The organism is Photobacterium damselae subsp. damselae (assembly GCF_038086725.1).
In the GTDB taxonomy this organism is placed as follows: Bacteria; Pseudomonadota; Gammaproteobacteria; order Enterobacterales; family Vibrionaceae; genus Photobacterium; species Photobacterium damselae.
Genome location: NZ_CP146970.1, coordinates 1,604,860 through 1,627,496, shown reverse-complemented (window position 1 = coordinate 1,627,496; position 22,637 = coordinate 1,604,860). Strand labels below are relative to the sequence as shown.

Here is a 22,637-nt window from a genome sequence, read left to right as displayed (position 1 = left end):
GAGTGCTCCGTCTATTACAAGGTATTGTAGTAATCACGAATATGCTGAGTTTCGTGATAACCTTTTGTTTTAGTTTCTTCTTTTTTCTCTTCTGACTTAGCAGCTGCTTGGACAGCAGTTGTTGTGCCAGCAGCAATTGCACCAGCTGCCGCAGTTAAGCCAATGTTTTTCAACAATTGACGGCGGCTTTCGTTGAGTTTTTTCTGCTCACTCATGAAAGTTTGCTCCTCTGTCGCTCAACCTGTTTAATAAAGGTGTCGATCATTTTTTATGCTTCTAGTCGCGATTTCTAAAACAGTTAGTAGGGATTAATCTGCTTGTAAAAATCGTGTTTTTTCTACTGTTAAAAACTGTAGCGCAAGTTCACCAACAGCGGTGTAAAAAACAGCACTTTTTGCCGTTTTAATATCGGTCGATACTTTTTCACACCAAGGTGCCAAATGGCGGTTGAAAAAAGTACGTTGAAGGTGCTCATCGCCCCCTTCCACCAGCATTGCCATCACTTCGAGCAAAGCGGCAATATGATCTTCCGGTTCTTTCACAGACTCATTACGTTCATAACCCAGTTGTTTTAGGTCACTACGAAGATGAGCCAGAGGCATTTCCATTAATGATCCAGTTAGATACCAAGAACCATAAGGCACAACGTCACCACGTCCAATGCCAATAAATAGATCTTGATATTCTTCTGCAACCGCAATAGGTGTCGCTTTTTGAGCCGCTAGTTTTAATAGAGGCCAAGCCGCAGCCATTGACGATTGATGCGGATCGTTTGTGCCTTCGACATCTAAATCTGCAAGCCAATCAAGCACATCTTGAGATGGAGATTGACGTAAAAGATGAGCCAGCAAATTGTAAATTTCGATGCGCAGTATTGCGTCTTGATTCGATGATGTTTGGTGCGAGTTCATAGCGCTTTCAATCTCCGGTTAAACTCGAATTTGATCTTCAGGATCGTCTTCAAATTTCGAAAAAATATCTCGAACACGACAATCTTCACACATAGATAAACGACGAATTGCGTCACCTTGAAAATGTGAATGTCCTTGAAGTTTTTCAATAAGCATTTTAACCATAGACTCAGGTGCAAATGGTTTTCCGCAATTAATACAACATGCGGCAGGCTCTTCATGAACAAGTTTTGCTTCTTTACGTGCTTGCCAATCCCAATTAAAACCGGGTTCAACTGTAATCACGTTTTCAGGGCATGCTTTTTGACACATACCACATTGAATACAATCTTCTTCAATAAATAGAAGGCCTGGACGATCACCAATTGCATGAAGAGCACGCGTTGGACAAACCGCCACACAACCCATACAAAGCGTACAATCATCGGCTTGACATGAAATAGAACCATAAGGTGCTTTTTCAATAACCGTAGAATGCTCAGGTTTTGTTGGAGCTTGTGCGTATAGTGCTTCTAATGTCGTAAACAATTTCTGACGCTTATTCCCTGAAAGTTGTTCACCTGCAGGTAATAGAGCCTCAGAAAATGGAACGTAGTTTTCAACATCAGCAAAGTTAAATAAGCAAATACGATCTGCTTCATAACCCATTTCAGTTAAAAACATTTGTGCCGTTGTTAGTTCATCAGAAAGCACACGATCAATCGTTGCAGGAATATAAGCCGTATTAGTTGCTAAAAGAACTTGATGTGCGCCATAAAACAGTGCGCTAAACCAAGTATCTACGCCAACAGTTGCTAGTTCTTCTAAAGCAACAGGAATCACAGAAGTAGGTAGATGCGCAAGAGCATTAACCACATTCGCTTCATCACGGTTACCGTAAAATAGTAGCGTAGGTTTAACCCCACCCTCATTGGCATAACGTGTTAACAGGCGATGCACAAAATGTTGAGTATCGTCTGCATCTGGAAGAGCATAAGTGATCGCCTCTGTTGGACAGGCAGTCGCACAAGTACCAACGCCCTGACATAAGTAAGGGTTAATTTCGATTTCTTGATCCGCATTAGCCGAAATAGCACCAGCAGGACAAGCATCTAAACAACGATCACAACCTTCAACGCCACGAGATGCATGAGCACAAAGATCGGGATTAAATCTAAAATACTTAGGCTTATCAAAGGTACCCAGCATGTCTGGTAGTTCTTCAATAACACGAGCCAGTTTGTCTTTTCGAGCACCAATAGCGTAATAGCCCGGTGCTGGAATTTCATAAGACATCACACCGTTTTCAGTTAGATCCACAATCAAATCGAAGCTATCACGACCAAGCGCAATTTTTGCCAGATTGGTTGTAGGCTCTAAACCGGCTACAGAAACTCGACACGTTACCTCGAACGCACCAAGATAGCCTTTAACATGAATTTCATCGCTAAAATATAGATTCTCCTCGGTTGCTTCAGAGGTTTTCTCTGTGGCAAGCAACGTAACAGAATGAAGTTCAGCAAATTGAGCAGCTAAAGGAGTAATTGTTTCCTGAGATCCAACGATCAACAAATCCCCACGGCTTTCATAGGTAACCGTAGGTGGAATGAGATTTGCCAACTCAACAGTGCCAGTAATAGCAGCAAATCGAGCTTGACCATTGTTATCAGAAAATGCTTCTAGTGTACTTTTTAACATTTTTATTCCTGTGTACTCGTCACCGTTTGTCAGTGCCGATTCAAAGAAAACTGTTTATCTAAAATAATTCGAAACAGTTTTCTTCTTGCTTCTTATAGAGCAATAACCGATCCAACTTTTAACGGAATAAAATGACCAATAAGGAACTAAAATCGGAATCGGACACTCTGACCCACCAGCTATAGGACAATATGTCCCATCCTTTTTGTATCAATGCGCCAAAATGTCCCGATTAAATATAAGGTTTTAGTTCCCTTTTTGTCCCAGTGTTACTTTTTGAAAAAATTTTTTCTAACTCTTGTTCACTGGTTTGTGTGTTGCTTTGTGTGCGGCGAAATCTTCAGTTTGTGTTGATTCGGTAGGGAGAGATTCAACAGAAGAGTCAGCGCTAGTTTGAGTTGTTGTTAAGGATAGTTCAGAATCTGTAGATTGCTCATTTAATTGCTCTGATGAATCTACAGAATTCTTTGTAAGTTCAGCAGGTTGAGCTTGACTCTGGCTATTGTCAGATGCTTGTTCAGGTGTGAGTAGATCATCAATTTGTTCTTTAGCCCAAGAACGCAGTTCCCCTTTCACTTTATCTGATAACGTTTCTAGCTGAGAGAAGTCCTCGGTACAATCATCCATATCACTGATATAGTTGTATTCACTTGAATGAAACAGTTTACGCAAGGCCGCTTTTTTAACTGCTTTATCAACACCTTGCTTCAAGAAAGAGGCAGCGCCAGATTCAAACGTCACCTTATCAACATCCGATAACGTTAAGTCTTCTGTTTCTTCAACCTCGGTATCAATCTCAGAACTATGATTATCCGAAACAGAATTATCTAGAGCAGATGTATCCGACTGTTCACAAGGACTGGTTGATTCTGAGCTTGCGTTGGCTTCATCTATATGGGCATTAGATAAAGACTGAGCGACTGTATCATCTATAATTTCAACAGAATCTTCTTTCTTTTCTTCTACTTGTGGCGTTTCTTCCCTTGCCGTTAATTTCCTACTTGACCAACGTTGGAAAAAATTACTTGTCACAAGAGCGTCCTCGACTTTTCTCTTTTGGGCCTTTGTCTTTAAAGCCTTTACGTTTAAATTCTAATAACTCGCCATGACGGCCAATGTAAGCTTCCATCCAAGCTTGAATTGGTAATGGAATGCTAATATGTAAAACCGTGTAATCACCATCCATATAACGAGCTGCAACCCCTTGTGCCGCCGTGACTAATACGGGTTTAAGTTGTTCATTATCAATCGCTTCACACACAAAAAACAGATGAGGATCTTGTGAACTTAGGTTAAAGCGGTAATCGGTTCGTTCATCACGAAACAAAGCTAGAGGCAATAAATAACACGCATCACTTTGATGAGCTTCTGTAACATCTTCATCGTATAGACAAACATCATCAATAGACCAAGATAAGGTAGTCCAACGACCGATTTGTTTTTCTTCTGCATTTAGACAAAAACGAATTGGCCAAATTGACTCATCTTTTTTGAGTTCTTCAAGTTGTTGTTCGATCACAGATGACTCCTTTGTCTCTTTTCGACCAGATTAAAACGCAAGGTATTAAGCAAATATTAGACCAATTTATAAAGCATGTTACGAAAGCTTCTGATTCTTTACTTTGATCTTATCGTGCAAAACAACAAATTGAGTATAAAATCAGCTGTTATGCCTTAGGTAACGCATTTGGAATAAACCACTTATCAAAACTGGAACAATCTTTGCTTATAGCCTATCGTTCTTGCTATTAAACTATTTCCATAGGAATCCCTGATGACCCAGTTGCCAAAGATCATTAAAACGAACTCGTCTGTTAAGCAGACTTTTACAGTCGACATTATGGATGAGTATGGCGATATGCAGACGAAAGAGATTGCGTGCGAGCATCCCTTAACTGTGTATTTGAACTGGATTGAGATTGTTACCTTAATGACGTTGGGTGAACGACCTTCAGCTTTAGTGTTAGGATATTTAAAAAACCAAGGCTTTATTGAAGATATCAATGCAATAGAGTCTGTGATCATCGACTGGGATACCAACTCTGCCGCGGTGATTACCAAAGAAAATACTGATGGAGTGAGTAAAACTCTTGAGAAGAAAACCGTTACCTCTGGCTGTGGTCAAGGAACCATGTACGGTAATGTGATGAAAAAACTAGAGGGTGTAACCTTACCTCAGCCTCAAATCTCACAAGCAAAACTCTATCAATTGCTTGAAGCGCTCACCCATCATAATGAAACCTATAAAGCAGCGGGAGCGGTTCATGGTTGTGCCGTGTGTAAAGATACCGAGATCCTCTCTTTTGTTGAAGATGTAGGTCGTCACAATGCCGTTGATACTTTAGCCGGTGAGATGTGGTTAAAAGGTGAAACTGGCAGCGACAAGATTTTTTACACAACAGGTCGACTTACCTCAGAGATGGTGATCAAAGTTGCTCAAATGGGGATTCCCGTTCTACTTTCTCGCTCTGGCGCGACACAAATGGGCTATGAGCTAGCACAAAAGCTGGGGATTACTATGATAGCTCGTGCTAAAGGTCACCGCTTCCAAGTATACAGTGGCATGGATAATCTAATTCTCGATGTTAAGGGGAATGCCATGTCCGACACAGAACAAAAACAACAAGAAAAAATGACTCCGAATAAGGGTCAATCAGATAATTTACTTTAAGGGCTTGTTTTATCCATGACTGAATTTCCAGAATTTATGAATGCCAAATTAGTGGCTGAATATCTCGATCTTAACGAAAAGAAAGTTTATGCATTAGCTAATGAAGGCCTATTGCCAGCAACTAAAGTAACGGGCAAATGGTTATTCCCTAAGGCAATGCTGGATAAGTGGCTACTTGAATCTTGTCATAATGGCGTATTAAACGATCGTTTACTTATTGCAGGCTCTGATGATCCGCTATTGCAGATGGTTGTTGGTAAAATGGCTAATCAATTAGGTAGTACCGCATTGATTGGTTACACATCAACAGGTACTCGACAAGGTCTATCGATGCTAAGCAAAGGCCATGTGGATATGTGCGCCATTCACTGGGGTAATGCAGAAGAGGCCGCACTTCGTCACCCTGCTCTCTTACAACAATATTCTGGCCATAAGAACTGGGTATTAGTCCATGCCTTTGAGCGTGAACAAGGCTTAGTGGTAAGTAAAGAAATTGCCGATGCTGTAAATAATCGTTCTTTAAACCCTCATGAATTAGTCGCATCTCGCTGGCGTTGGGCTTTACGTCAAGAAGGTGCCGGTAGTATGAGGGCACTTGAAGAATGGCTCCACGGTAGTGCATGTAATCTATCTATGTTAACGCAAGTAGACGTCTGTAACAGTGAGCGAGAATTAGCTTCGGCGATTGCTCGTGGACATGCAGATGTCGGTTGTGCCAGTGAAAGTACTGCCGGAGAATTTGGACTGGGGTTTGTTCCTCTTTGTACCGAAGCATTTGAATTGGTGATCCCAAAGAACATCTATTTTAGAACGCTACAACAACAGCTACTGCAATCTCTATCCGATCCTGAAGTGCAAAAACGAGGTCATGAGCTTGGTGGCTATAACTTCGCCCGTACAGGCAAGCAGGTCTGGAGTTCAAACTGATTCACCAAGCTCTATAATTTTACCAACAATTCTAAAATTACAATACTCATTCAACAAAGGCTGTCATTTCGGTGATGGCCTTTTTAATTGCAAAAAATCATAATCGTTTGATACGTCCCGCTAGAGTACGCAATCAAAACTAAATAATACAAAAACACGAAAAAACAAAAGCAATCATTTTAGTTTTCCGTATTAAACCATAACATCCACCAGCCAAATCTTATAAACCCAGCTAAATATACTATCTATTATAAATATGCACCCTCTCGCAAATTAACCCATTATGGACAGAAACATGAAATATTCATGAGATATCTGCCGTAATTTTTCTATCTTTTGTCTGAAAATGTAAGCAACACCGCGCATAAATTGTGACTTAATTCATTAATTGAGCAATGGCTCAGTAAAAACATTGATCCAATGCAACATATTGCAATTCAACAGTTTTTATTTACTGGTCAGACATCATAATTACTTAGACATCTGACCAGTATCTTCATAGATTTAACCGACCCGGTTTATTTCAATAAAAATAACAGTTGCTGCTGGTTAGCACGGAATTCAGTTCAACAAATATAAGCGAAGGAGTGGTAATGAATTATTTCATAACCGGCGCAACAGGCTTTATTGGAAGTCATTTATTAGCTCGTCTGGCAAAACGTTCTGGCAATTTTTATCTTCTGGCTCGTAGTGATAATGCTGAGCAAAAACTGCAGCAGTTAATCGAAAAACATCAGTTACCTGCCGACCGTTTTCATTTAGTCACAGGCTCAATTACCGAGACGAACTTAGGTTTATCCAGCAAAACCATTTCTGAACTCACAGGCAAAATTACCCACTTCTATCATCTTGCTGCTATTTATGATTTAGAAGCTGATGAAGAAGCCTTAAAGCGTGCCAATATAGAAGGTACGGAAAACTGTGTTCGTATGGCTGAACGTCTACAGGCAAAATGTTTTCACCATATAAGTTCCATCGCGGTTGCTGGTCAGTTCCGCGGCTGGTTCCGTGAAGATATGCTCGATCAAGCAACAGGTCTTGATCACCCTTATTTCTCAACCAAACATGAGTCAGAAAAAATCGTTCAGCAATCTTGTACAATCCCGTGGCGGGTTTATCGTCCAGGTATTGTAGTGGGACACTCTAAAACGGGTGAAGCAGAGCGTATTGATGGCCCATACTATTTCTTCAAGATCATCCAAAAACTTCGTCAAGCTTTACCTGAATGGATGCCATTATTAGGTCTTGAAGGGGGACGTCTTAATATTGTTCCTGTCGATTATGTTGCCGATACCATTGATCACATCTCTCATCTAGAGGATTTAGATCAGCAATGTTTCCATATCGTTGATCCTGACCCATACCGCGCAGGTGAAGTGATTAATCTCTTTGCTCAAGCTGGTCACGCCCCTCGTATGGCTATGCGTTTTGATATGCGTCTACTCAATATGGTTCCATCCCACCTGTGGAAACAATTGGCGCATTTACCCGTATTAGAACGTTTCATTGATGCAATCAGTCAAGAGATACGCGTCCCTAAAGACGCATTGAGTATGTTTAACTACCCAACGCAATTTGATTGCACTAATACACTACAAGCACTTGAAGGCAGTAACATCACCTGCCCTCGTCTAAGTGAATACGCCGCACCTATTTGGGATTATTGGGAGCGAAACCTAGATCCGGATCTGCACGTTGAGAAAAGCTTAAAAGGCTGTGTGGCGGGAAAAGTCATCGCTATTACTGGCGCTTCTTCAGGTATTGGATATACAACCGCAATCAAACTGGCAAAAACCGATGCTAAATTGGTGTTAATCGCTCGTGATTTAGAACGCTTACAACAAACACGCAATGAAATTGAACGTTTGGGTGGTCATGCGGCAATTTATCAATGTGATTTAAGTAAAGATGAGCCAGCTCAAGAGACATTGGATCTGATTAAGCAGCACCATGGCTCTATCGATATTTTGATTAACAACGCAGGTCGTTCAATTCGCCGCTCAGTAGTCAATTCTGTCGATCGCCTTCACGATTATGAACGTACAATGCAGATCAACTATTTTGGTGCGCTTCGTATGATCATGGGCACTTTGCCAGGCATGCTTGAGAAAGAAGCTGGTCACATCATTAATATCTCATCCATCGCCGTATTAACCAATCAGCCACGATTCTCAGCTTATGCAGCATCAAAGGCGGCCCTAGATTCATTTACTCGTACAGCAGGTGCCGAACTGTGTGGTCAGGGAGTCCATTTCACAACGATTAATATGCCGTTAGTAGAAACACCAATGATTGCAGACCATTACCGTCAAGCGAAAGGTGGCATTCCATTGCTGACTTCCGAAGAAGCGGCGGATTTGATTATCAAAGCCATTATTGAAAAACCGAAACGTATTGCGACCAAATTAGGACTATTTGCTGCGCTAGTACACGGTGTTTATCCAAAACTTGGCGAATTGGTGATGAATGCAGGCTTTAATATTTCTCCTGATTCCGATGATCCTGAACGTGATAGCCAACAACCAAAAGAACACACTCCAGATGTTGTTGCCCTCTCTAGTTTAATTCGTGAAATTCATATGTAAGGATGCAAACATGAATTTATCTGCAACCCATGATTACCAACAAGATCTTGATAGCTTGTTGCAATACTTTAGCGAAGAAGAGCTCATCATTGAGAAATATCAAGCGCTCGGGGCAAAAAATGTCAAAGTGCAAGAGTTAAAAGAGACCTCTGCTGGATTTGTTGTGACAACCTATCGTGACGTACCTGCAAATGTACCTAGCTTATTGAAAAGTGTATTGGGCGATTACAACACCATTAAACAAGTGGAAAATTGGGCTTGGCAAGATGACGGTAGCCTAGTTTGCGCTATGTCCGTCACTATAGAAGGTGTTCCAGCTGAAATGACGGGAACACTGCATTTTAGTGAACCGTTAAGCACAGTCGGTGATGGACCTGTTACACGTAATGAAATCAATTTGACCATTACCAGTGCTATTCCTTTTGTCGGTAAGCAATTGGTTAACTTTATTGGTCAAGACAGCAAACAACAGATGGAGGCCGAATACCAGTTTCTTAAAGAGCTGGAGTTGACCGCCTAACGAGCAGCAGTAAGTGAGTCATGAACACTATGATGATATCGATAACAAAGTCCATGACTCACTTCTTCGCATCGTGTTTATTTTGCTTTTAATTTTGGTTAATCGATACAAGGACTGTATATGAAAACTCGAGATCGCATTCTGGCTGTGAGTCTTGATTTATTTAACCGTCATGGTGTTTCTCAAGTAAGCACTCTGATAATTGCAACTGAAATGGGGATCAGCCCAGGTAATCTTTACTATCATTTCCGCGGCAAAGAAGAGATCATTTCAACTATGATTTCTGATCTTCAACATGCCATTACCCAACTGAGTGCCGAATATCCAAACCAAGTTAAAGAGTTTGATGATTATTGGCCATTTATGCATACGGTTATGGCTCTGTTTACTCATTATCGTTTTTTATTTCGTAATCTTGATAATCTCAATAGCCAAGATCAGCAAATGCGCCGTAAAATTCGCTCGCTGGTGTTAAAGCTACGTCAAATTACGACGGATATGATAAATCACCTCATTGAGTTAGAAAAAATTCGTTGTGATAAACAGACGGTTCCTCTTTTGGCCGATAACCTATTATTGGTATCACTTAATTGGCTTAACTATCAAACGTTACTTGATGATAAATACAGTGATGAAGAGTTAATTCGAACGGGAGTCCTTCGCATAATCTCTTTGTTAGAACCCTACTTAACTGAAAATGCACAGTCACCGTATTTTACTCATCAAGATTTATTAAATGAACTGGTGATCTAGCATCACTTTTTGTAGCCCTATCATCGCTTTGTTTTTAACAAAAAATACCCAAGTCAATTAGCTTGGGTATTTTCATTTAAGCGATGAGTGATAGAAATCAGTTATTGATAAACTTTTGGAATACTTCCGTAAAGTCACTTCTCTGATACGTACCTTTGGCTGATTCAATATACTGGAAGGCAAATTGAGTCATTTTTTCAAACTCAGTTGATGGCGTTGCGTTGGATGAAAGTCGACCAACGGCTGAAGTTGCCAGTTCTAGTGATTTACGAGCATCATCTAAACTCACCATGTTCAAATATTGCTGGTGTGCAATTTCAAACAAGGCTTTATACAGATCTTTTAACTGTTCAATTTGCTGCTTATCGACATCAATAGAGAAATACTCTTCACCTAACTGGAATTTGATCTCTGCATCTAAATCGATTGTACCTGCGGTTTCTAGCAGTACATGACGGAAAGTATAGTGCGAATATTCATAACGCTTTAAAACACGCTTAGAACTCACAGCTGATGCCCCATCTACATGAATAAGAGCACGGTTAGTAAAGCAGTATTCATCTTTCTTCGATTTGATCAAAAAGAAAATCTGCTCATTATCTTCGTGGAAAATATAATCATCAGAATCTACTTTATTGTAATCTCCTGGTGCAATAATTTTACCAATGTCACTTAAACCTAGAGCCTCTGACGCAAGCTTTTTAAACATGTGAAATCCTTTTAAATCATTTTTTCATTACGGTTTCAAACTAACTAATTTTTTGCTGTTTTTCAATGTGACTTAAGTAATTGGCCTTTGATTCCATTAAACATAGCAAGCAACCTATCATAAGCTGCTTGGTGTTGATTAATGAATACACGACATACTCTGGCACTTTCTCGATACCCATCAGGCAAACCAAGATTGAGATCTTTTGCCATATTATTGGCTAACTGGATTTCCTGTTCTGTCGGTGGTTTCAGCTCATCGGGTATAGCTTGAATAATAGAATTGTGTAAAGCCGTGCCAAACCCATCCCAAGTGTTCAGATCGACTTCTGTTTGTTCAGTTAAAGCCAATAACTCTTGTTGTTCTTTGGTTAGGTGATATGAGTAAACAATATTACCTAATTTGAATTCGATCTTGTCCATATTATTCTCATCAATAATAACTGCTTTAGTTATTATGATTATTTTTAATGTTTTTATCCTATATGGGATTTTACTCTTTTAATGTCTGTCTATAAAGAGTTACACCTAACTTTGAGTAAAGAAAATGTTTCTTTAACTATATTAGTCTTGTCTTGGATGTGCACCATCAATATAGATAACATCTTTAACCGCATCGACCATTTCTTGAGCTTTTTTATTTGCTAGAGCTAATTGTTTTTTATCTGTAATCGGTTTAGCAAAAGAAAGTGCGAAGTCATCACCATTAAACTCATAAATTGCTTTAGCTATAATATATTTATTAAAATCTGACATTGATTTATCTTGTATTGAGAATATAGCACACCTTATCCACGCTGCATTTGAGCCCAGTGTTATACCATCAGATACTAATTTATCAATTTTGGATGTATCTGTTCCATTTGCTTGTATTTCAATACCCATCAATATTTCAAGCGCTGGAATAAAATTTTTACTTCTTCCATATTGTAATAAATCAAAAGCTAAAGCATTCATCTTTTGGCTATATTTTTTACTTCTATATATCTTATTCGCATACTCTGTTATTGGGTAAAGATAATTATTCTCAGCTGCCTCAATAATAGCTGATATATATACATCATGATCTTCTTTTAACTTCTTTAAGTAAAATTCAGCTCTTATATCTCCATTTTTAGATTGCTCTGCAAATAATTTTTTAGCTTTATCAATCCATTTATCTTCACAATACCCATTAAAGTATCTTTGGCACTCTCTATTATCAGGGAATAGAGCCATTGCTGCATATGGGTTATTTTCAGCTGCTTTTTGTAAAAGATTAAGAGCTTTAGGTGTATCTTTAATACTTGAACGATAAATAATTTTAGCCATCCAGAACATTGCTTCTGGATCACCTTTTTCAACAAGAGGTTGTAACTCTTCTTCTGCTTCAGCAAGTTTCTGTCGTTGAATAGATAATACAGGTGAAAACAGAGCATCACCCTCTTTATAGATGCTTGCTATATTTACGTTATCAGTTGGGTTAACAGTTTTTTTAGATAAAAACCTCTCAAAAACTGCAATATCAGATTCTTGCGGTTCTGTGTACTCAGAACAACCTGAAACCAATATAACTAAAAGTACAAATAATCCTTTTTTCATATCATAAGTCTATATTCATTGGGTTAAAGCCTCTTTCGAGGCTTTAATCTTAGTCTTGGATGTGCACTATCAATATAGATAACATATTTAACCGCATCGACCATTTCTTGAGCTTTTCTGTTTGCTAAAGCTAAATCTTTTTCATTTTCTATTGGCTTAGTAAAGTACTCTCACTGTATGTGTTTTTAAGAACTCTTTAGCAAACTCGTTAACTTGTTCTTTTTGAGCTTCTGATAAATTACCCATTGCTTCAAGATAGTTCTCTTTATAGATCTCATAAAGGGATTGTTTTTTATCCGTACCCATCGAATCTAAATATATTTTTGAGTAAGCTGCACCAAGCACTTCATCTTTTTCTGGGTATGTTATTTGTGGCACCGCATGTAAGTATCGTGCAGCAAGAAATCTTATAGAAGTAGCATCTCCGGTATTAGCCATTTTTATCCAAATATCTAAAGCTTCTTCTTTATTTCCTTCATCATAAATTATAGAGGCATAACCGACCATCCCTCTAAAATTACCCTGTTCAGCTGAAGCTTTGTATAAACGTTTTACTTCTTTTTTTCGCTTGCCCGGTATGAAAAACCAGCCATCACCAACCTCATAACTTCTACCTAATTCATATTGAGCATTCGCATCACCATGCTCTGCTGCTTTTTCTTTCCATTCAGTTTCTTCTGAACCAGAATACAAAAGTGATAATCTATACATGGCTTTTGCATCACCTTGTTTTGCTCTATCTTTTAATGCCTTTATCTGCTCAGCTCGGTACAAGTCTCTATCACCAAACACATTACGGCTAAATGAAAGCGCAAATTTAGCATCATCACTTCCTAGTTTCGCAGCTTTAACTGCATATTCATGTTCTTTAGGGCTTTGAACCATAATGTTTGTTTTAAAACTTCTTGAATATGCCAAAGCGGCTTCTGCATTACCCTTGTCTGCCGCATATTTTAAATATGGTTGACCTTGTTTTATTTTATATTGGTCTACCAGCAAATCCCCTAATTGATAAGCATCTTCAACAGACATGGTGTTAGGTGCTGGATACGTTGTTTGTGCCTGTGTTTGTGAGACGAATAGCAGGCATAAACATAACAACCAACGATAACCCGTTTTTATTTTTTCCATTGTTTAATAATCCTTAAATTCACATGTACTGTAATTAGTATTTTGCTGAGCTCATAAGACTCAATACTGATAGGTTACATTTAATGACGACCATTATTCACATGACTTAAACCTTCATCAAAGGCAGCATTCGCGTACACATCTCTGTCTGTATAATAGGCATCGAATAACTTTACTGTTAATGCATCGAATTCTGTATAAAACATCCCATTATTTGAATATTTATAAAGTTCCATAGAATGGTCAATGTTATAGGGCTTATCCATATCGACGTTAAAATCCTTTTCCATAAATTTTAAAATGGTGCGTCTATTGACAAGAAAATCATTCTTTTTCACATCCTCTGATTGCGACGCTTTACTATATGGGTTCATCCTCTCAAGCGCTTTTTGCATTTGTCTAGTTGCGGCTTGTTGCTCTACACTCATGATATGGTCATTACCCAACCAGTGAATCACTTTACATAGAGCTAACTGTTGTATCAATAATGCTTCATCTTTTTCAATTTTTAAGTCACCCGATGTGCCATCTTTAACATTAAAGCCTTTCGGTGAAGACACTAATGTAAACAGTAGCGGCCCCAAAGCTTCGGGGATCATCAATCGCATCCATTCAGATAAAATCTTCTCATCCCCATTAATTAAAGTATAAGCTACTAGCCCAGCAGAACTTTGTTCAAATATATCTAAGATATTGTCGTAAGTGTCTTTTTGTTTTGCCAAAAAAAGACCAATGTTTAATTGACTGTAAAGAATCCCTTTACTTAGCAGAGAAAGTTGTTTGAATGTTTCATCATCAGCGACGATATCAATTCTACGATAATGAGCTTGTCGTAATAAGCGTTGAAATTGCCAAATCCAGGCTCCAATCATTGTTGGGTTTATAGCTCCTTCAAAAGCGAGACCTACACTCGGAGGACCAAAGCGCACTCCAATAAGTAATTTTTTGTCGACAAAGCGGAACCGAAATGGTAACTCAACCATTTTACTTTTTTCTATTTTAAATACACCTTTCATCAATGAGTGAGCTGATGAGTCTTTATCTATCAAATACTCAGGGTATCCTGACGGTGGATACCAAAAAATGAAACCACCGATTTCAACTCCAGCCTTAAGGCCCATTTCAAACTTAACACCTTTAAAGCTCACTTCATCATCATTAACTTCATATAATTTAGGAATCGACAAACCACCAGCATTTAACTCAACTTTTCCACCAAGTATTAAATTCGCTCCAGCAAAACCCCATGCTTTACAGTAAAACTGAGCTTGAATTGCGCCACATTGAAATTTAGTTAATTTTTGGACTCCATTATGTTCATATTTAACCGGTATTACGAGGTCACGGTCTTGTTTTGTTATAGCTTCAGGAATTTTAATAAGAGGCTTACCTGTTAACATCTTAAATATATTAACTTCACCTTTAGCTAAAATTAACTCAGTCTTAGCTTCTAGTGGTAACATCTCCATTTTGTTTGTACTACCTGAGTCATGAGATTCATTTCCAACGACAATATCTAATGGATTAGACAATCCTGACTGTGTCGATGCTACTGTCATTCGTAATGCTTGTGCTTGCTTACTATCATCAAAAGGTGATAAACGTGCTTTTAAATCTCGTGAAAATAAGACCTCAGAAATTGCTTGTTCCCATACTTTAGAATTCTCTTTTAAGCTTTCGACTTCTATATGCTTATCAGATAGTGTTTTATAGAATGCCTTGCTATCAAATACGCCATCATCGCCAAACCAGCCGTCTTCAATAGGTAATTCTTGTAAATAATCACCAAGCATTTCTATTATTGCATAATCACTTTTTTCTTCGGCAGATATTAGCTTATTTCCCTTTGTTCCAGGTTGTGGAATATCAATCAAACTACAGTAGCGTAAACCATCTTTTTGATTACCATTACTCCCACCTAAAATATACTCTCGTAATGGGAAGTCACCTTTAACAATATATTTTAATGGTTTTGGTCGATAGTCCTCTATATCCCATAACAAAAATAGCGAACTCGACATATTAAGTATATTCGTAATAGCTTGCAGATGAATTTTTAATGCCTCTTTTTCAAGCGCTTTAAGCTGTTTATATTCCTCTTTCAGAATTTGATTTGGAGGCAACGCAAAGTTATTAGTCGATTTCAAAAGAGCCTTTAACTTTTCATTTAAAACCTCCTCCTGTTTTTTAGCTCTTTTAAGGTAATCAAAATACAAAGCATAATACTCATGCCCTTTTGACTTGTCCTGTCCGGCTAAAGCAAGTTCTGGAGTGGCTATACCACAAACAGATAAATCTTCTATACTCTTTTCTAGTGCTTCTTTATGTTTTTCAGCGTTTGCCGTTTGCTTAATTAAATGAGCCTTATAATATTCAACAGCATCCCCAACTTGATATTGTGCGTTTGAATATACTTTATTAAGTGCTTGTAAACGTTTTTTCAAATCATCAATCTGAGCTTGAGGTGTTAACTCTGACTGTTTTAAAAATGCTTCTCTTGCCTTTTGATATGCTTTAATTGCTTTTCGTATTTTGGGTTCTTTTGGTGAATACAACTTACCATCATCAAAAATATATCCTTGATCCTTAGCATTCTGTTGAGCTTTAGCTAAAATCCGTTTATGAATTTCTCGTTTTTGATTAACTAATGCACTGGCCTCATAGGCAGAAGAGGCATTTTGAAGATATTTTTGTTGATGAGATAGCCAATGTTCAGTTTCTTGAAACAATAGCTTATCTTCATCGGCAATAAAAGATGTTAATGTAGCGCTTAATAGACCATCTAGAATACCAGCTTGAGATAAGCTTGGCATAACATTTGTACGATCTTTACCTTTAAATCTCGCTTTAAATTTACTTTCTGCGTCTTCTAAATATTGAACGGCAGTTTCATCCATAAGGTAGAATGCATCGCCTTCGATAAAATAAGCAATATCTTTATATTTCTTAACCTTAGACTCTTTTTTACACGTCATTATGTGCTTAGGGAATAAATTTTGCTCTGCACCTATCGGCTGTTTATCTGCTGCAGGTAAAATAACAACGGAGTAATTTGCACTACTATCATCAGACGCCATGTCTATTTTATCTATCATCAATTTTTCTCTCTAACCGTAAAGTCATCAGATTGTTTTACAACCATAGCTAATTGAATCGCTGATTCATAAAGACCCATATCGTCTAATGACTGATTTAACAATGAGTTCCATTCTGGTCGATCAATGATTGCTAAATTATCAGCAAGAAATGCTCTCCACTCTTCCAATAATGCTTGGTTTTGCAATCCATTTTTAATCAAACTCTCGATCACAATACTTGCTCGATGAAGCTCTTCTGACGGTTTTTGTTGCCATCTTTCATATAAACCTAACCATGCACCTAAACGATAGCGCTCCATTACTTGTACGGTTATATCTGAAATTGAGATCACTCTTTTCTTTATTTCTTCTTTTGATAGATCACAATAAACCCATTGTTTTCGCGTTATTTGTGGGCAAATAACTTTAAAACCATAAAAGAGTTCTGGTTCACTATTTAACAAAGAAAGACAAACGCTTGGAGCATAGAATCTTACATAAACAGATCCAAGATTTTCACTATCTACTTCTAAATATTGATTTAATGTTTCTCTAACTTGCTCTATAGACAGTTTTGAAAGAAGTAATATACCTAAATATTCATTCATCATAGATTCAACCACATAAGTATCATCTAATTTCAAACTTATTAATAATGGGCTAGCTTCAATAGCGGATTTAAACCTCGTCCCGATAAACAAAGCTTCTTGATCATACTCAGTTATTTCATTTATTAAATGAGATCTATCCATCAACGCGTAAAGTTTGTAACCCTGAGCCAAATCTTCAGTAATAACCTTATCAAACAATTTATGGGTATTATTTATTTCTTGCATAAACATTTATCTCCTCTCTGACAACTTCCATCACTTTGCAATCCGCATACTGGTAGTAGCGGAATATTTGCCTTACTTGCAATGAGAAGAGCAGAAACGAAAACAGGAGGAACGTCTAATGGGTATGGGGCCACCTCAACCGCCTCGGGTAATAAAGGAGCTGAACCTGCATACCCTGAACCACTGCCAGCACTGCCGCCTGAATTTAGGTTAACCGCAGAGCCAACCAGTGACACACCGGAGGCATCCACTTTAATAAAGCTTCCGCCCGCTTTTACGGTAATTTCAGCGCCTGCTTCAATAACAACTTTCTGTCCAGCTTTAATATGAATTTCATTACCAGACTCCGAGATCCAAGCCTGACCAGTTTTAACATGAAGCGAGCCATCAACGACCAGCGTTTGATTACCTTTCGTATGCTGACGAGCTTCACCATCAACCGTAAGATGATCATTGGCCTTGATATGAGAAAAACGCTCATTTTCTACATCAAGGTGTAAATCGTGTTTAATATTATCGGTACGATCGTTTTCAACTAATACGTTGACATCTTTTTGAGCATGAACATAAATTTCTTCTTTACCAGCTTGGTCTTCAAAACGTAGCTCATTATATCCATCACCTTGATGTGTTTCGGTGCGCAATACAGTTCGAGTTTTATGTGCCGGTAGCTCATAAGGTGGTTTATTTGTAGCATGAAAGGTTCGACCCGTAATCAGCGGTTGATCCGGATCGCCTTCGAGAAAACTGACGATAACTTCGTTACCAACCCTAGGGATCGTAACCATGCCATATTGAGTACCTGCCCATGCTTGTGAAACCCGAATCCAGCAACTCGCTTTATCATCACTGTTGCTGTATCTATCCCACGGAAATTGAACTTTTACTCGACCATATTCATCACAATAGATCTCTTCCCCTTCAGGGCCAACCACTTTCGCTATTTGTGGTCCATCAACGCGAGGTTTTGCATTAAATGGTGGTCGCCATGCATGATGCCCAGAAATGACCAAAAACTCGTTATTATAGGTTGTTTCGCCTTCCCCTCCGGCCTCTTCTAACGCCTGAGGCTGAGTACCAACATGGTTATTTTCAACAACAAACCAATCACGATTACACTCTTCGGTACTGTGATCTTGTAATAAGATTTTTTGACCAGGTATGACCTTGGCTATATTACTTTTGCCCAAAGCGATATGGGCATCGCGGCGTAATGATTCAAGACGAAATTGAGTAAAAGGCTTTCCGTTTTCATCATCTTTATAGCGTCCTGGATAATCATAATGCTCATAAATGTCTTGCTGATAATCCGACTCTGTCGCTTGATAGGTTTGCAAGAAACTGTAGGCTGGGTTCTTAAAACTGTAGTCTTTTAGTTGTGCTGATGATGGACGAATTTGAGTTGTTTGTTTGAATTGACGTACAAAGGGCAATGGGCTACTACCACCACTTAAAGCATTATACGTTATAGGCTCTGCTAACATTTCAACGTTTTGGTTATCATCTGTAAAGATAACTGTATTTTTCTTATTATGGTTGAAATGAAAAAAGATCCCTTCTTCAGCCGCTACTCGTTGGATAAATTCCAAATCACTTTCACGGTACTGTACACAATATTCACGTTGTGGATACTGGCGAGCCAAAGCAAAAGCGTAGTCTTGAATGTTCATCTCTTGCAATAAGATAGAAATGATCTCAGGAACCGTTTGAGTTTGAAATATTCGACTATTTTGACGTAGGCTTAAGCGAGCTAATGGCGGCACCATTTCAACTTGATATAGCGTATGACGATGGCCTGTATCTCCTTGAGAAAAAGCTGAAACGATACCATGCCACTCTTGCTGACATTCTCCATCTCGCCATACGGTTAGAGTACAGTTGTTATCGACAATCTCATCAGGCCCAATAAAAGGCTCACGACTTGCTAGTTCGATCAAAAATGAAAATGGTAATGACAAACCATCATTACCACGAAATTCAGTAACTGCAAAAGTTGATGTCTCACATCCTTCTACAGTAAAAGTAAATTGTAAACCTGTAGCCATACTGACGTTACTCATCTTATCTATTATTTTTAATGCTGAATGAGTTACTCAACAAAAGGAACACGCCTCCCGTAAAAGTGAGGCGCATTCCGCAGAGTTAATTACAACTTATGATGCTTCTAATGGCGCACGCCAATCATCAGAACCTGATGTACCTGAAATCTTATGGTCCCAATTAATCTTACGATAAGCCATTGATACTTCAATGAGCTGGGTGTAATCCGCTTTTGATGGATCTTGGCAGTGTGGCATTTGGTTATTGATATCAACGATGGTTGCATCGGTCAGAGTTGTCGTAAAGAAGTGCTCTTGCTTACCCTGAATAGAGGTGCGGTACCATTTGAGTTCTACGGTTGGCAGCATTTCACCCGATGCTAATGCGTTATATAGCAATGGAACGGCTTTATTTAGAGCAACAGTAAACTTAAATGGTTTATGGACGCGCTGACCTGATGGCTGACCTGATTGTGGATCGGTTGGAACCGTAACAATATGCTTAAACTCTTGAACTAACATCTGGTCTTCATGACCTTCAACAAAAATATTTCCAACAGAGTTTGCAGTAAACGCACCAGATGTAATATTCCCCTGAGTTTTACCTTGAATTGAAATATAACAAGGAGTTGGCATTTTTTAATTTCCTTTTAATTTGTTACAAAAATATAAATATAGGCTTTATTGCCCATATATCTAATGCATGATGTATGCCAAATCATACAATTTATTACATTATTGATTTATAAGGAAATTTATTAATGACAATTCTGTTACTTACATCCTCTGGGCAAGATCTTGCTCAACAGCGGGCAAGATCTTGCCCAGCGAGCAAAAAGTTGCCCAGGAAAATGCAGATTTTTTACAATTTAATAACAAAAAGGATGTTCATCACTTTATCTCAAAGTCATCGTAAAGCATTTGAAAGAAAATTTGTTCATCACAACAATAAGCATCTTTATTTATACTGTATACAATCACATACATTAACCACAATTAAATGGTGTTTAATTTATCGATGCATTCAAGTGATTAATTTTAAGGCTAAATATTTTGCTTTTTACATAAACTTGACTTGCTTATTTTGCTAAGAAAAAGAAACAATGCACGCTCTTAAATTTATACTATATTTTATCTTCAATTATTTGTATCAAGGAGCCGTTGTGCGCAGAGCTATCGCCCTAGCAGTTGCACTTGTCAGTTTCAGTTTCTCTGCCACTGCAAGCATTAATACCAGCAAGTTAAAAGCAGATAATCTTCACACTGCCTCAGTCAGTACTTACGTGATGGATTTAAGCGCTGGTCGCACGCTTTATAAAAAAAATTCCAATCTAGTGATGCCTATTGCTTCAATTACTAAGTTAATGACAGCAATGGTAACGCTAGATGCAAAACTGCCTCTTAATGAGAAAATCACGTTTAATAAAGCGGATAAAGAGCGCATGTATAACAACTACACTCGTGTACGTTTAGGTTCAACTCTGAGCCGAGGTGAAACTATTCACATTGCTTTGATGTCGTCAGAGAACTTAGCGGCGGCAGCATTAGCGGGTCACTACCCTGGTGGCTCAAAGGCATTCGTTAAAGCGATGAACGCTAAGGCTAAAGCTCTTGGTATGACACACACTCGTTTTGTCGATAGCTCAGGTCTTGATCCTCGTAACGTATCTACAGCGTCAGACGTATCAAAACTGGTTCGTGCGGCTTATAAGTATCCACAGATCCGTAAATACAGTACGACACCTGTGCATACCGCTTATTTTGGTAAACCAAATTATAAGTTGGGTTACACCAATACTAACGCTCTCGCTCGCGGCAAAAAGTGGACGGTAAACCTAACAAAAACGGGTCATCTAAAAGTGGCTGGTCACTGTTTAGCAATGGTAACAACCATTCAAGGTCGTAAATACTTGATGGTTATGCTTGATACTCAAGGTAAGCTAACCCCAGTTGGTGATGCAGGACGCATTAAGAAGTGGTTAGAGACAGGCCATAGTGGTGATATTTCAGCATCAGCTAAAGCATATCAGACACAAAAATATAAACAGCTAACTCATAAAGCTTAATGATTTGCTGTTCTCAATACTAAATTCTAAGGCGCACCACTTAACCGGTGCGCTTTTTTTTATTCTGGGCATCAACACGGGAAGATTTTATATTGTCGCTATCATCGCCACATTGATTGCTAAGTTTTGCTTTTTGATAACAGTCTTCAATAAAAGCACTGATCACCTGAACGGCTTGTTCCGCTTCTGATAATTGATTAAATAATGGGTAAACATGAGGTACGCCTTTTACCACATCTAATGTCACCTTCCCTCCTGCCTGTTCGATTTTTTCTGCTAATCGAATGGAGTCGTCCATTAAAATTTCTTCTGTCCCAACCGTAATATAAATAGGAGGAAGATCGTGCAACTCAGCATAAAACGGAGATACTTCAGGATTGCATGGGTTTTGAGTTCCAATATAATTATTTCGCATTAGCAATAAGCTACTCAGATCAAAAAATGGATCATCTTTACTCTTGGTAAAAGCCGATTCCCCAGTTACTGCCATATCAGAAACTGGTGATAACAGAGCCGCCCCTGCTGGCATAACTAAACCTGCATTACGAATCTTAACTAAGGTTGTGAGTGCTAAATTGCCACCAGCCGAATCACCTGCAATAAAAATATGATCGGGGAGATAACCGTTGATAAGAAGTTGGTTATAAACAGCAAAAGCTTCGTTAACCGCTTGGGGATATGGGTACTCAGGAGATAGACTGTAATTGACCATTAACCCTCGAGACTGACTACCTCGTGCAATTCTGCCTAGAAAAGAAGTATGAGTTTTGGGACTGGTAAAACAGAATCCTCCACCATGAAAATACAGTAAGATACGGTTGCCACGGCTGGTTGACATATCGACCCAATCGCAAGACACATCGGCAAATTTTGTTGGTGATATCGTGAGTGATTTTGGTGAACTGAATAATGCACCATAAGAATCAATACTGGCGATCAATTCCCGCATTTCTTGTGTGGTTTCGCAACGAGCCATTCGTTGTCGCATAATACGGAATAATAGCTTATTGAAGGCTCTTGTACGCCAATTATCCATAATAAACACCTCTCACTGAACTTCACTGCAATAAATGAACCAGCTTGCGTTTAACCTGCCAATATTAAATCAGTATCCAGTTAACTTTATCTATATAACAAACAAAAAAGGGATACGTG

20 protein-coding genes are annotated in these 22,637 nt (G+C 38.6%); 6 read left to right on the top strand and 14 right to left on the bottom strand.

Annotated elements, in window-relative coordinates; translation table 11 throughout:
* Positions 1–14: 14 nt before the first annotated feature.
* The 5 genes from WAX86_RS07410 to WAX86_RS07390 all read right to left on the bottom strand — a co-directional run bounded on the left by WAX86_RS07410 (position 15) and on the right by WAX86_RS07390 (position 4,107).
* On the bottom strand, positions 15–215 hold the full coding sequence (locus tag WAX86_RS07410) for a twin-arginine translocation signal domain-containing protein (RefSeq protein WP_005299495.1): 201 nt from the start codon (positions 213–215) through the stop codon (positions 15–17).
* Positions 216–308: 93 nt separating this feature from the next.
* Positions 309–911: a molecular chaperone gene (locus WAX86_RS07405; protein WP_005299497.1), complete on the bottom strand. Its 603-nt coding sequence runs from the start codon at positions 909–911 to the stop codon at positions 309–311.
* Positions 912–929: 18 nt separating this feature from the next.
* Positions 930–2,588, bottom strand: coding sequence for a 4Fe-4S dicluster domain-containing protein (locus tag WAX86_RS07400; RefSeq protein WP_341488548.1), 1,659 nt, complete (start codon positions 2,586–2,588; stop codon positions 930–932).
* A 291-nt stretch (positions 2,589–2,879) separates the two neighbouring features.
* Positions 2,880–3,620, bottom strand: coding sequence for a DUF3306 domain-containing protein (locus tag WAX86_RS07395; protein ID WP_341488547.1), 741 nt, complete (start codon positions 3,618–3,620; stop codon positions 2,880–2,882).
* Entirely contained in the window at positions 3,610–4,107 is a 498-nt protein-coding gene (locus WAX86_RS07390; protein WP_065172062.1) for a DUF3305 domain-containing protein, read from the bottom strand. The genes WAX86_RS07395 and WAX86_RS07390 overlap by 11 nt, the downstream gene beginning before the upstream one ends.
* Before the next feature lie 255 nt (positions 4,108–4,362).
* On the opposite strand from WAX86_RS07390, the gene fdhD reads away from it, so the two are divergent.
* The 5 genes from fdhD (at position 4,363) to WAX86_RS07365 (ending at position 10,044) form a co-directional block, all read left to right on the top strand.
* Positions 4,363–5,259 carry a formate dehydrogenase accessory sulfurtransferase FdhD gene (gene fdhD, locus WAX86_RS07385; protein WP_065172063.1) on the top strand — a complete coding sequence of 299 codons (897 nt, stop codon included), beginning with the start codon at positions 4,363–4,365 and terminating at the stop codon, positions 5,257–5,259.
* A gap of 15 nt (positions 5,260–5,274) precedes the next feature.
* The gene (locus WAX86_RS07380) at positions 5,275–6,186 is read left to right on the top strand and encodes a helix-turn-helix transcriptional regulator (protein WP_065172064.1); all 912 of its coding nucleotides are present in this window, start codon (positions 5,275–5,277) and stop codon (positions 6,184–6,186) included.
* Between the two features lie 593 nt (positions 6,187–6,779).
* Positions 6,780–8,771, top strand: a complete 1,992-nt coding sequence (locus WAX86_RS07375) for an SDR family oxidoreductase (protein ID WP_341489361.1) — start codon at positions 6,780–6,782, stop codon at positions 8,769–8,771.
* A 10-nt stretch (positions 8,772–8,781) separates the two neighbouring features.
* Complete coding sequence (locus WAX86_RS07370) at positions 8,782–9,291, top strand: DUF2505 domain-containing protein (RefSeq protein WP_237042282.1); 510 nt, start codon at positions 8,782–8,784, stop codon at positions 9,289–9,291.
* Between the two features lie 120 nt (positions 9,292–9,411).
* On the top strand, positions 9,412–10,044 hold the full coding sequence (locus WAX86_RS07365; RefSeq protein WP_005299509.1) for a TetR/AcrR family transcriptional regulator: 633 nt from the start codon (positions 9,412–9,414) through the stop codon (positions 10,042–10,044).
* 97 nt (positions 10,045–10,141) lie between these two features.
* Here WAX86_RS07365 and WAX86_RS07360 read toward each other — a convergent pair whose 3' ends face one another.
* From WAX86_RS07360 to WAX86_RS07325, 8 genes are all read right to left on the bottom strand, one after another.
* Positions 10,142–10,753, bottom strand: coding sequence for a PH domain-containing protein (locus WAX86_RS07360; RefSeq protein ID WP_005299512.1), 612 nt, complete (start codon positions 10,751–10,753; stop codon positions 10,142–10,144).
* Between the two features lie 62 nt (positions 10,754–10,815).
* Complete coding sequence (locus WAX86_RS07355) at positions 10,816–11,175, bottom strand: hypothetical protein (RefSeq protein ID WP_154140072.1); 360 nt, start codon at positions 11,173–11,175, stop codon at positions 10,816–10,818.
* 141 nt (positions 11,176–11,316) lie between these two features.
* A complete protein-coding gene (locus tag WAX86_RS07350) occupies positions 11,317–12,333 on the bottom strand; it encodes a hypothetical protein (protein ID WP_341489360.1) in 1,017 nt (338 codons plus the stop codon).
* Between the two features lie 156 nt (positions 12,334–12,489).
* Positions 12,490–13,464 carry a sel1 repeat family protein gene (locus WAX86_RS07345; RefSeq protein ID WP_341489359.1) on the bottom strand — a complete coding sequence of 325 codons (975 nt, stop codon included), beginning with the start codon at positions 13,462–13,464 and terminating at the stop codon, positions 12,490–12,492.
* A gap of 80 nt (positions 13,465–13,544) precedes the next feature.
* Complete coding sequence (locus WAX86_RS07340; protein WP_341489358.1) at positions 13,545–16,559, bottom strand: hypothetical protein; 3,015 nt, start codon at positions 16,557–16,559, stop codon at positions 13,545–13,547.
* Positions 16,559–17,383: a DUF4123 domain-containing protein gene (locus tag WAX86_RS07335; RefSeq protein WP_341489357.1), complete on the bottom strand. Its 825-nt coding sequence runs from the start codon at positions 17,381–17,383 to the stop codon at positions 16,559–16,561. Before WAX86_RS07335 ends, WAX86_RS07340 begins: the two co-directional genes overlap by 1 nt.
* Positions 17,365–19,422 carry a type VI secretion system tip protein TssI/VgrG gene (gene tssI / locus WAX86_RS07330; RefSeq protein ID WP_341489356.1) on the bottom strand — a complete coding sequence of 686 codons (2,058 nt, stop codon included), beginning with the start codon at positions 19,420–19,422 and terminating at the stop codon, positions 17,365–17,367. The genes WAX86_RS07335 and tssI overlap by 19 nt, the downstream gene beginning before the upstream one ends.
* A 108-nt stretch (positions 19,423–19,530) precedes the next feature.
* Complete coding sequence (locus tag WAX86_RS07325; RefSeq protein ID WP_005299521.1) at positions 19,531–20,052, bottom strand: Hcp family type VI secretion system effector; 522 nt, start codon at positions 20,050–20,052, stop codon at positions 19,531–19,533.
* Positions 20,053–20,579: 527 nt separating this feature from the next.
* Here WAX86_RS07325 and pbpG point away from each other — a divergent pair.
* Complete coding sequence (gene pbpG, locus WAX86_RS07320; protein ID WP_036765011.1) at positions 20,580–21,482, top strand: D-alanyl-D-alanine endopeptidase; 903 nt, start codon at positions 20,580–20,582, stop codon at positions 21,480–21,482.
* Between the two features lie 40 nt (positions 21,483–21,522).
* Here the strand turns inward: pbpG and WAX86_RS07315 are convergent, their stop codons facing one another.
* Positions 21,523–22,518, bottom strand: coding sequence for an alpha/beta hydrolase (locus WAX86_RS07315; protein WP_044175782.1), 996 nt, complete (start codon positions 22,516–22,518; stop codon positions 21,523–21,525).
* Positions 22,519–22,637 lie beyond the last annotated feature (119 nt).

Coding starts and splice junctions, on each gene's coding strand:
- WAX86_RS07375 (WP_341489361.1), top strand. CDS start 6,780: ATGAATTATTTCATAACCGGCGCAACAGGCTTTATTGGAAGTCATTTA.
- WAX86_RS07340 (WP_341489358.1), bottom strand. CDS start 16,559: ATGATAGATAAAATAGACATGGCGTCTGATGATAGTAGTGCAAATTAC.
- WAX86_RS07355 (WP_154140072.1), bottom strand. CDS start 11,175: ATGGACAAGATCGAATTCAAATTAGGTAATATTGTTTACTCATATCAC.
- WAX86_RS07315 (WP_044175782.1), bottom strand. CDS start 22,518: ATGGATAATTGGCGTACAAGAGCCTTCAATAAGCTATTATTCCGTATT.
- WAX86_RS07405 (WP_005299497.1), bottom strand. CDS start 911: ATGAACTCGCACCAAACATCATCGAATCAAGACGCAATACTGCGCATC.
- WAX86_RS07360 (WP_005299512.1), bottom strand. CDS start 10,753: ATGTTTAAAAAGCTTGCGTCAGAGGCTCTAGGTTTAAGTGACATTGGT.
- WAX86_RS07365 (WP_005299509.1), top strand. CDS start 9,412: ATGAAAACTCGAGATCGCATTCTGGCTGTGAGTCTTGATTTATTTAAC.
- WAX86_RS07325 (WP_005299521.1), bottom strand. CDS start 20,052: ATGCCAACTCCTTGTTATATTTCAATTCAAGGTAAAACTCAGGGGAAT.
- fdhD (WP_065172063.1), top strand. CDS start 4,363: ATGACCCAGTTGCCAAAGATCATTAAAACGAACTCGTCTGTTAAGCAG.
- WAX86_RS07350 (WP_341489360.1), bottom strand. CDS start 12,333: ATGAAAAAAGGATTATTTGTACTTTTAGTTATATTGGTTTCAGGTTGT.
- WAX86_RS07380 (WP_065172064.1), top strand. CDS start 5,275: ATGACTGAATTTCCAGAATTTATGAATGCCAAATTAGTGGCTGAATAT.
- WAX86_RS07410 (WP_005299495.1), bottom strand. CDS start 215: ATGAGTGAGCAGAAAAAACTCAACGAAAGCCGCCGTCAATTGTTGAAA.
- WAX86_RS07370 (WP_237042282.1), top strand. CDS start 8,782: ATGAATTTATCTGCAACCCATGATTACCAACAAGATCTTGATAGCTTG.
- WAX86_RS07400 (WP_341488548.1), bottom strand. CDS start 2,588: ATGTTAAAAAGTACACTAGAAGCATTTTCTGATAACAATGGTCAAGCT.
- WAX86_RS07345 (WP_341489359.1), bottom strand. CDS start 13,464: ATGGAAAAAATAAAAACGGGTTATCGTTGGTTGTTATGTTTATGCCTG.
- tssI (WP_341489356.1), bottom strand. CDS start 19,422: ATGGCTACAGGTTTACAATTTACTTTTACTGTAGAAGGATGTGAGACA.
- WAX86_RS07335 (WP_341489357.1), bottom strand. CDS start 17,383: ATGTTTATGCAAGAAATAAATAATACCCATAAATTGTTTGATAAGGTT.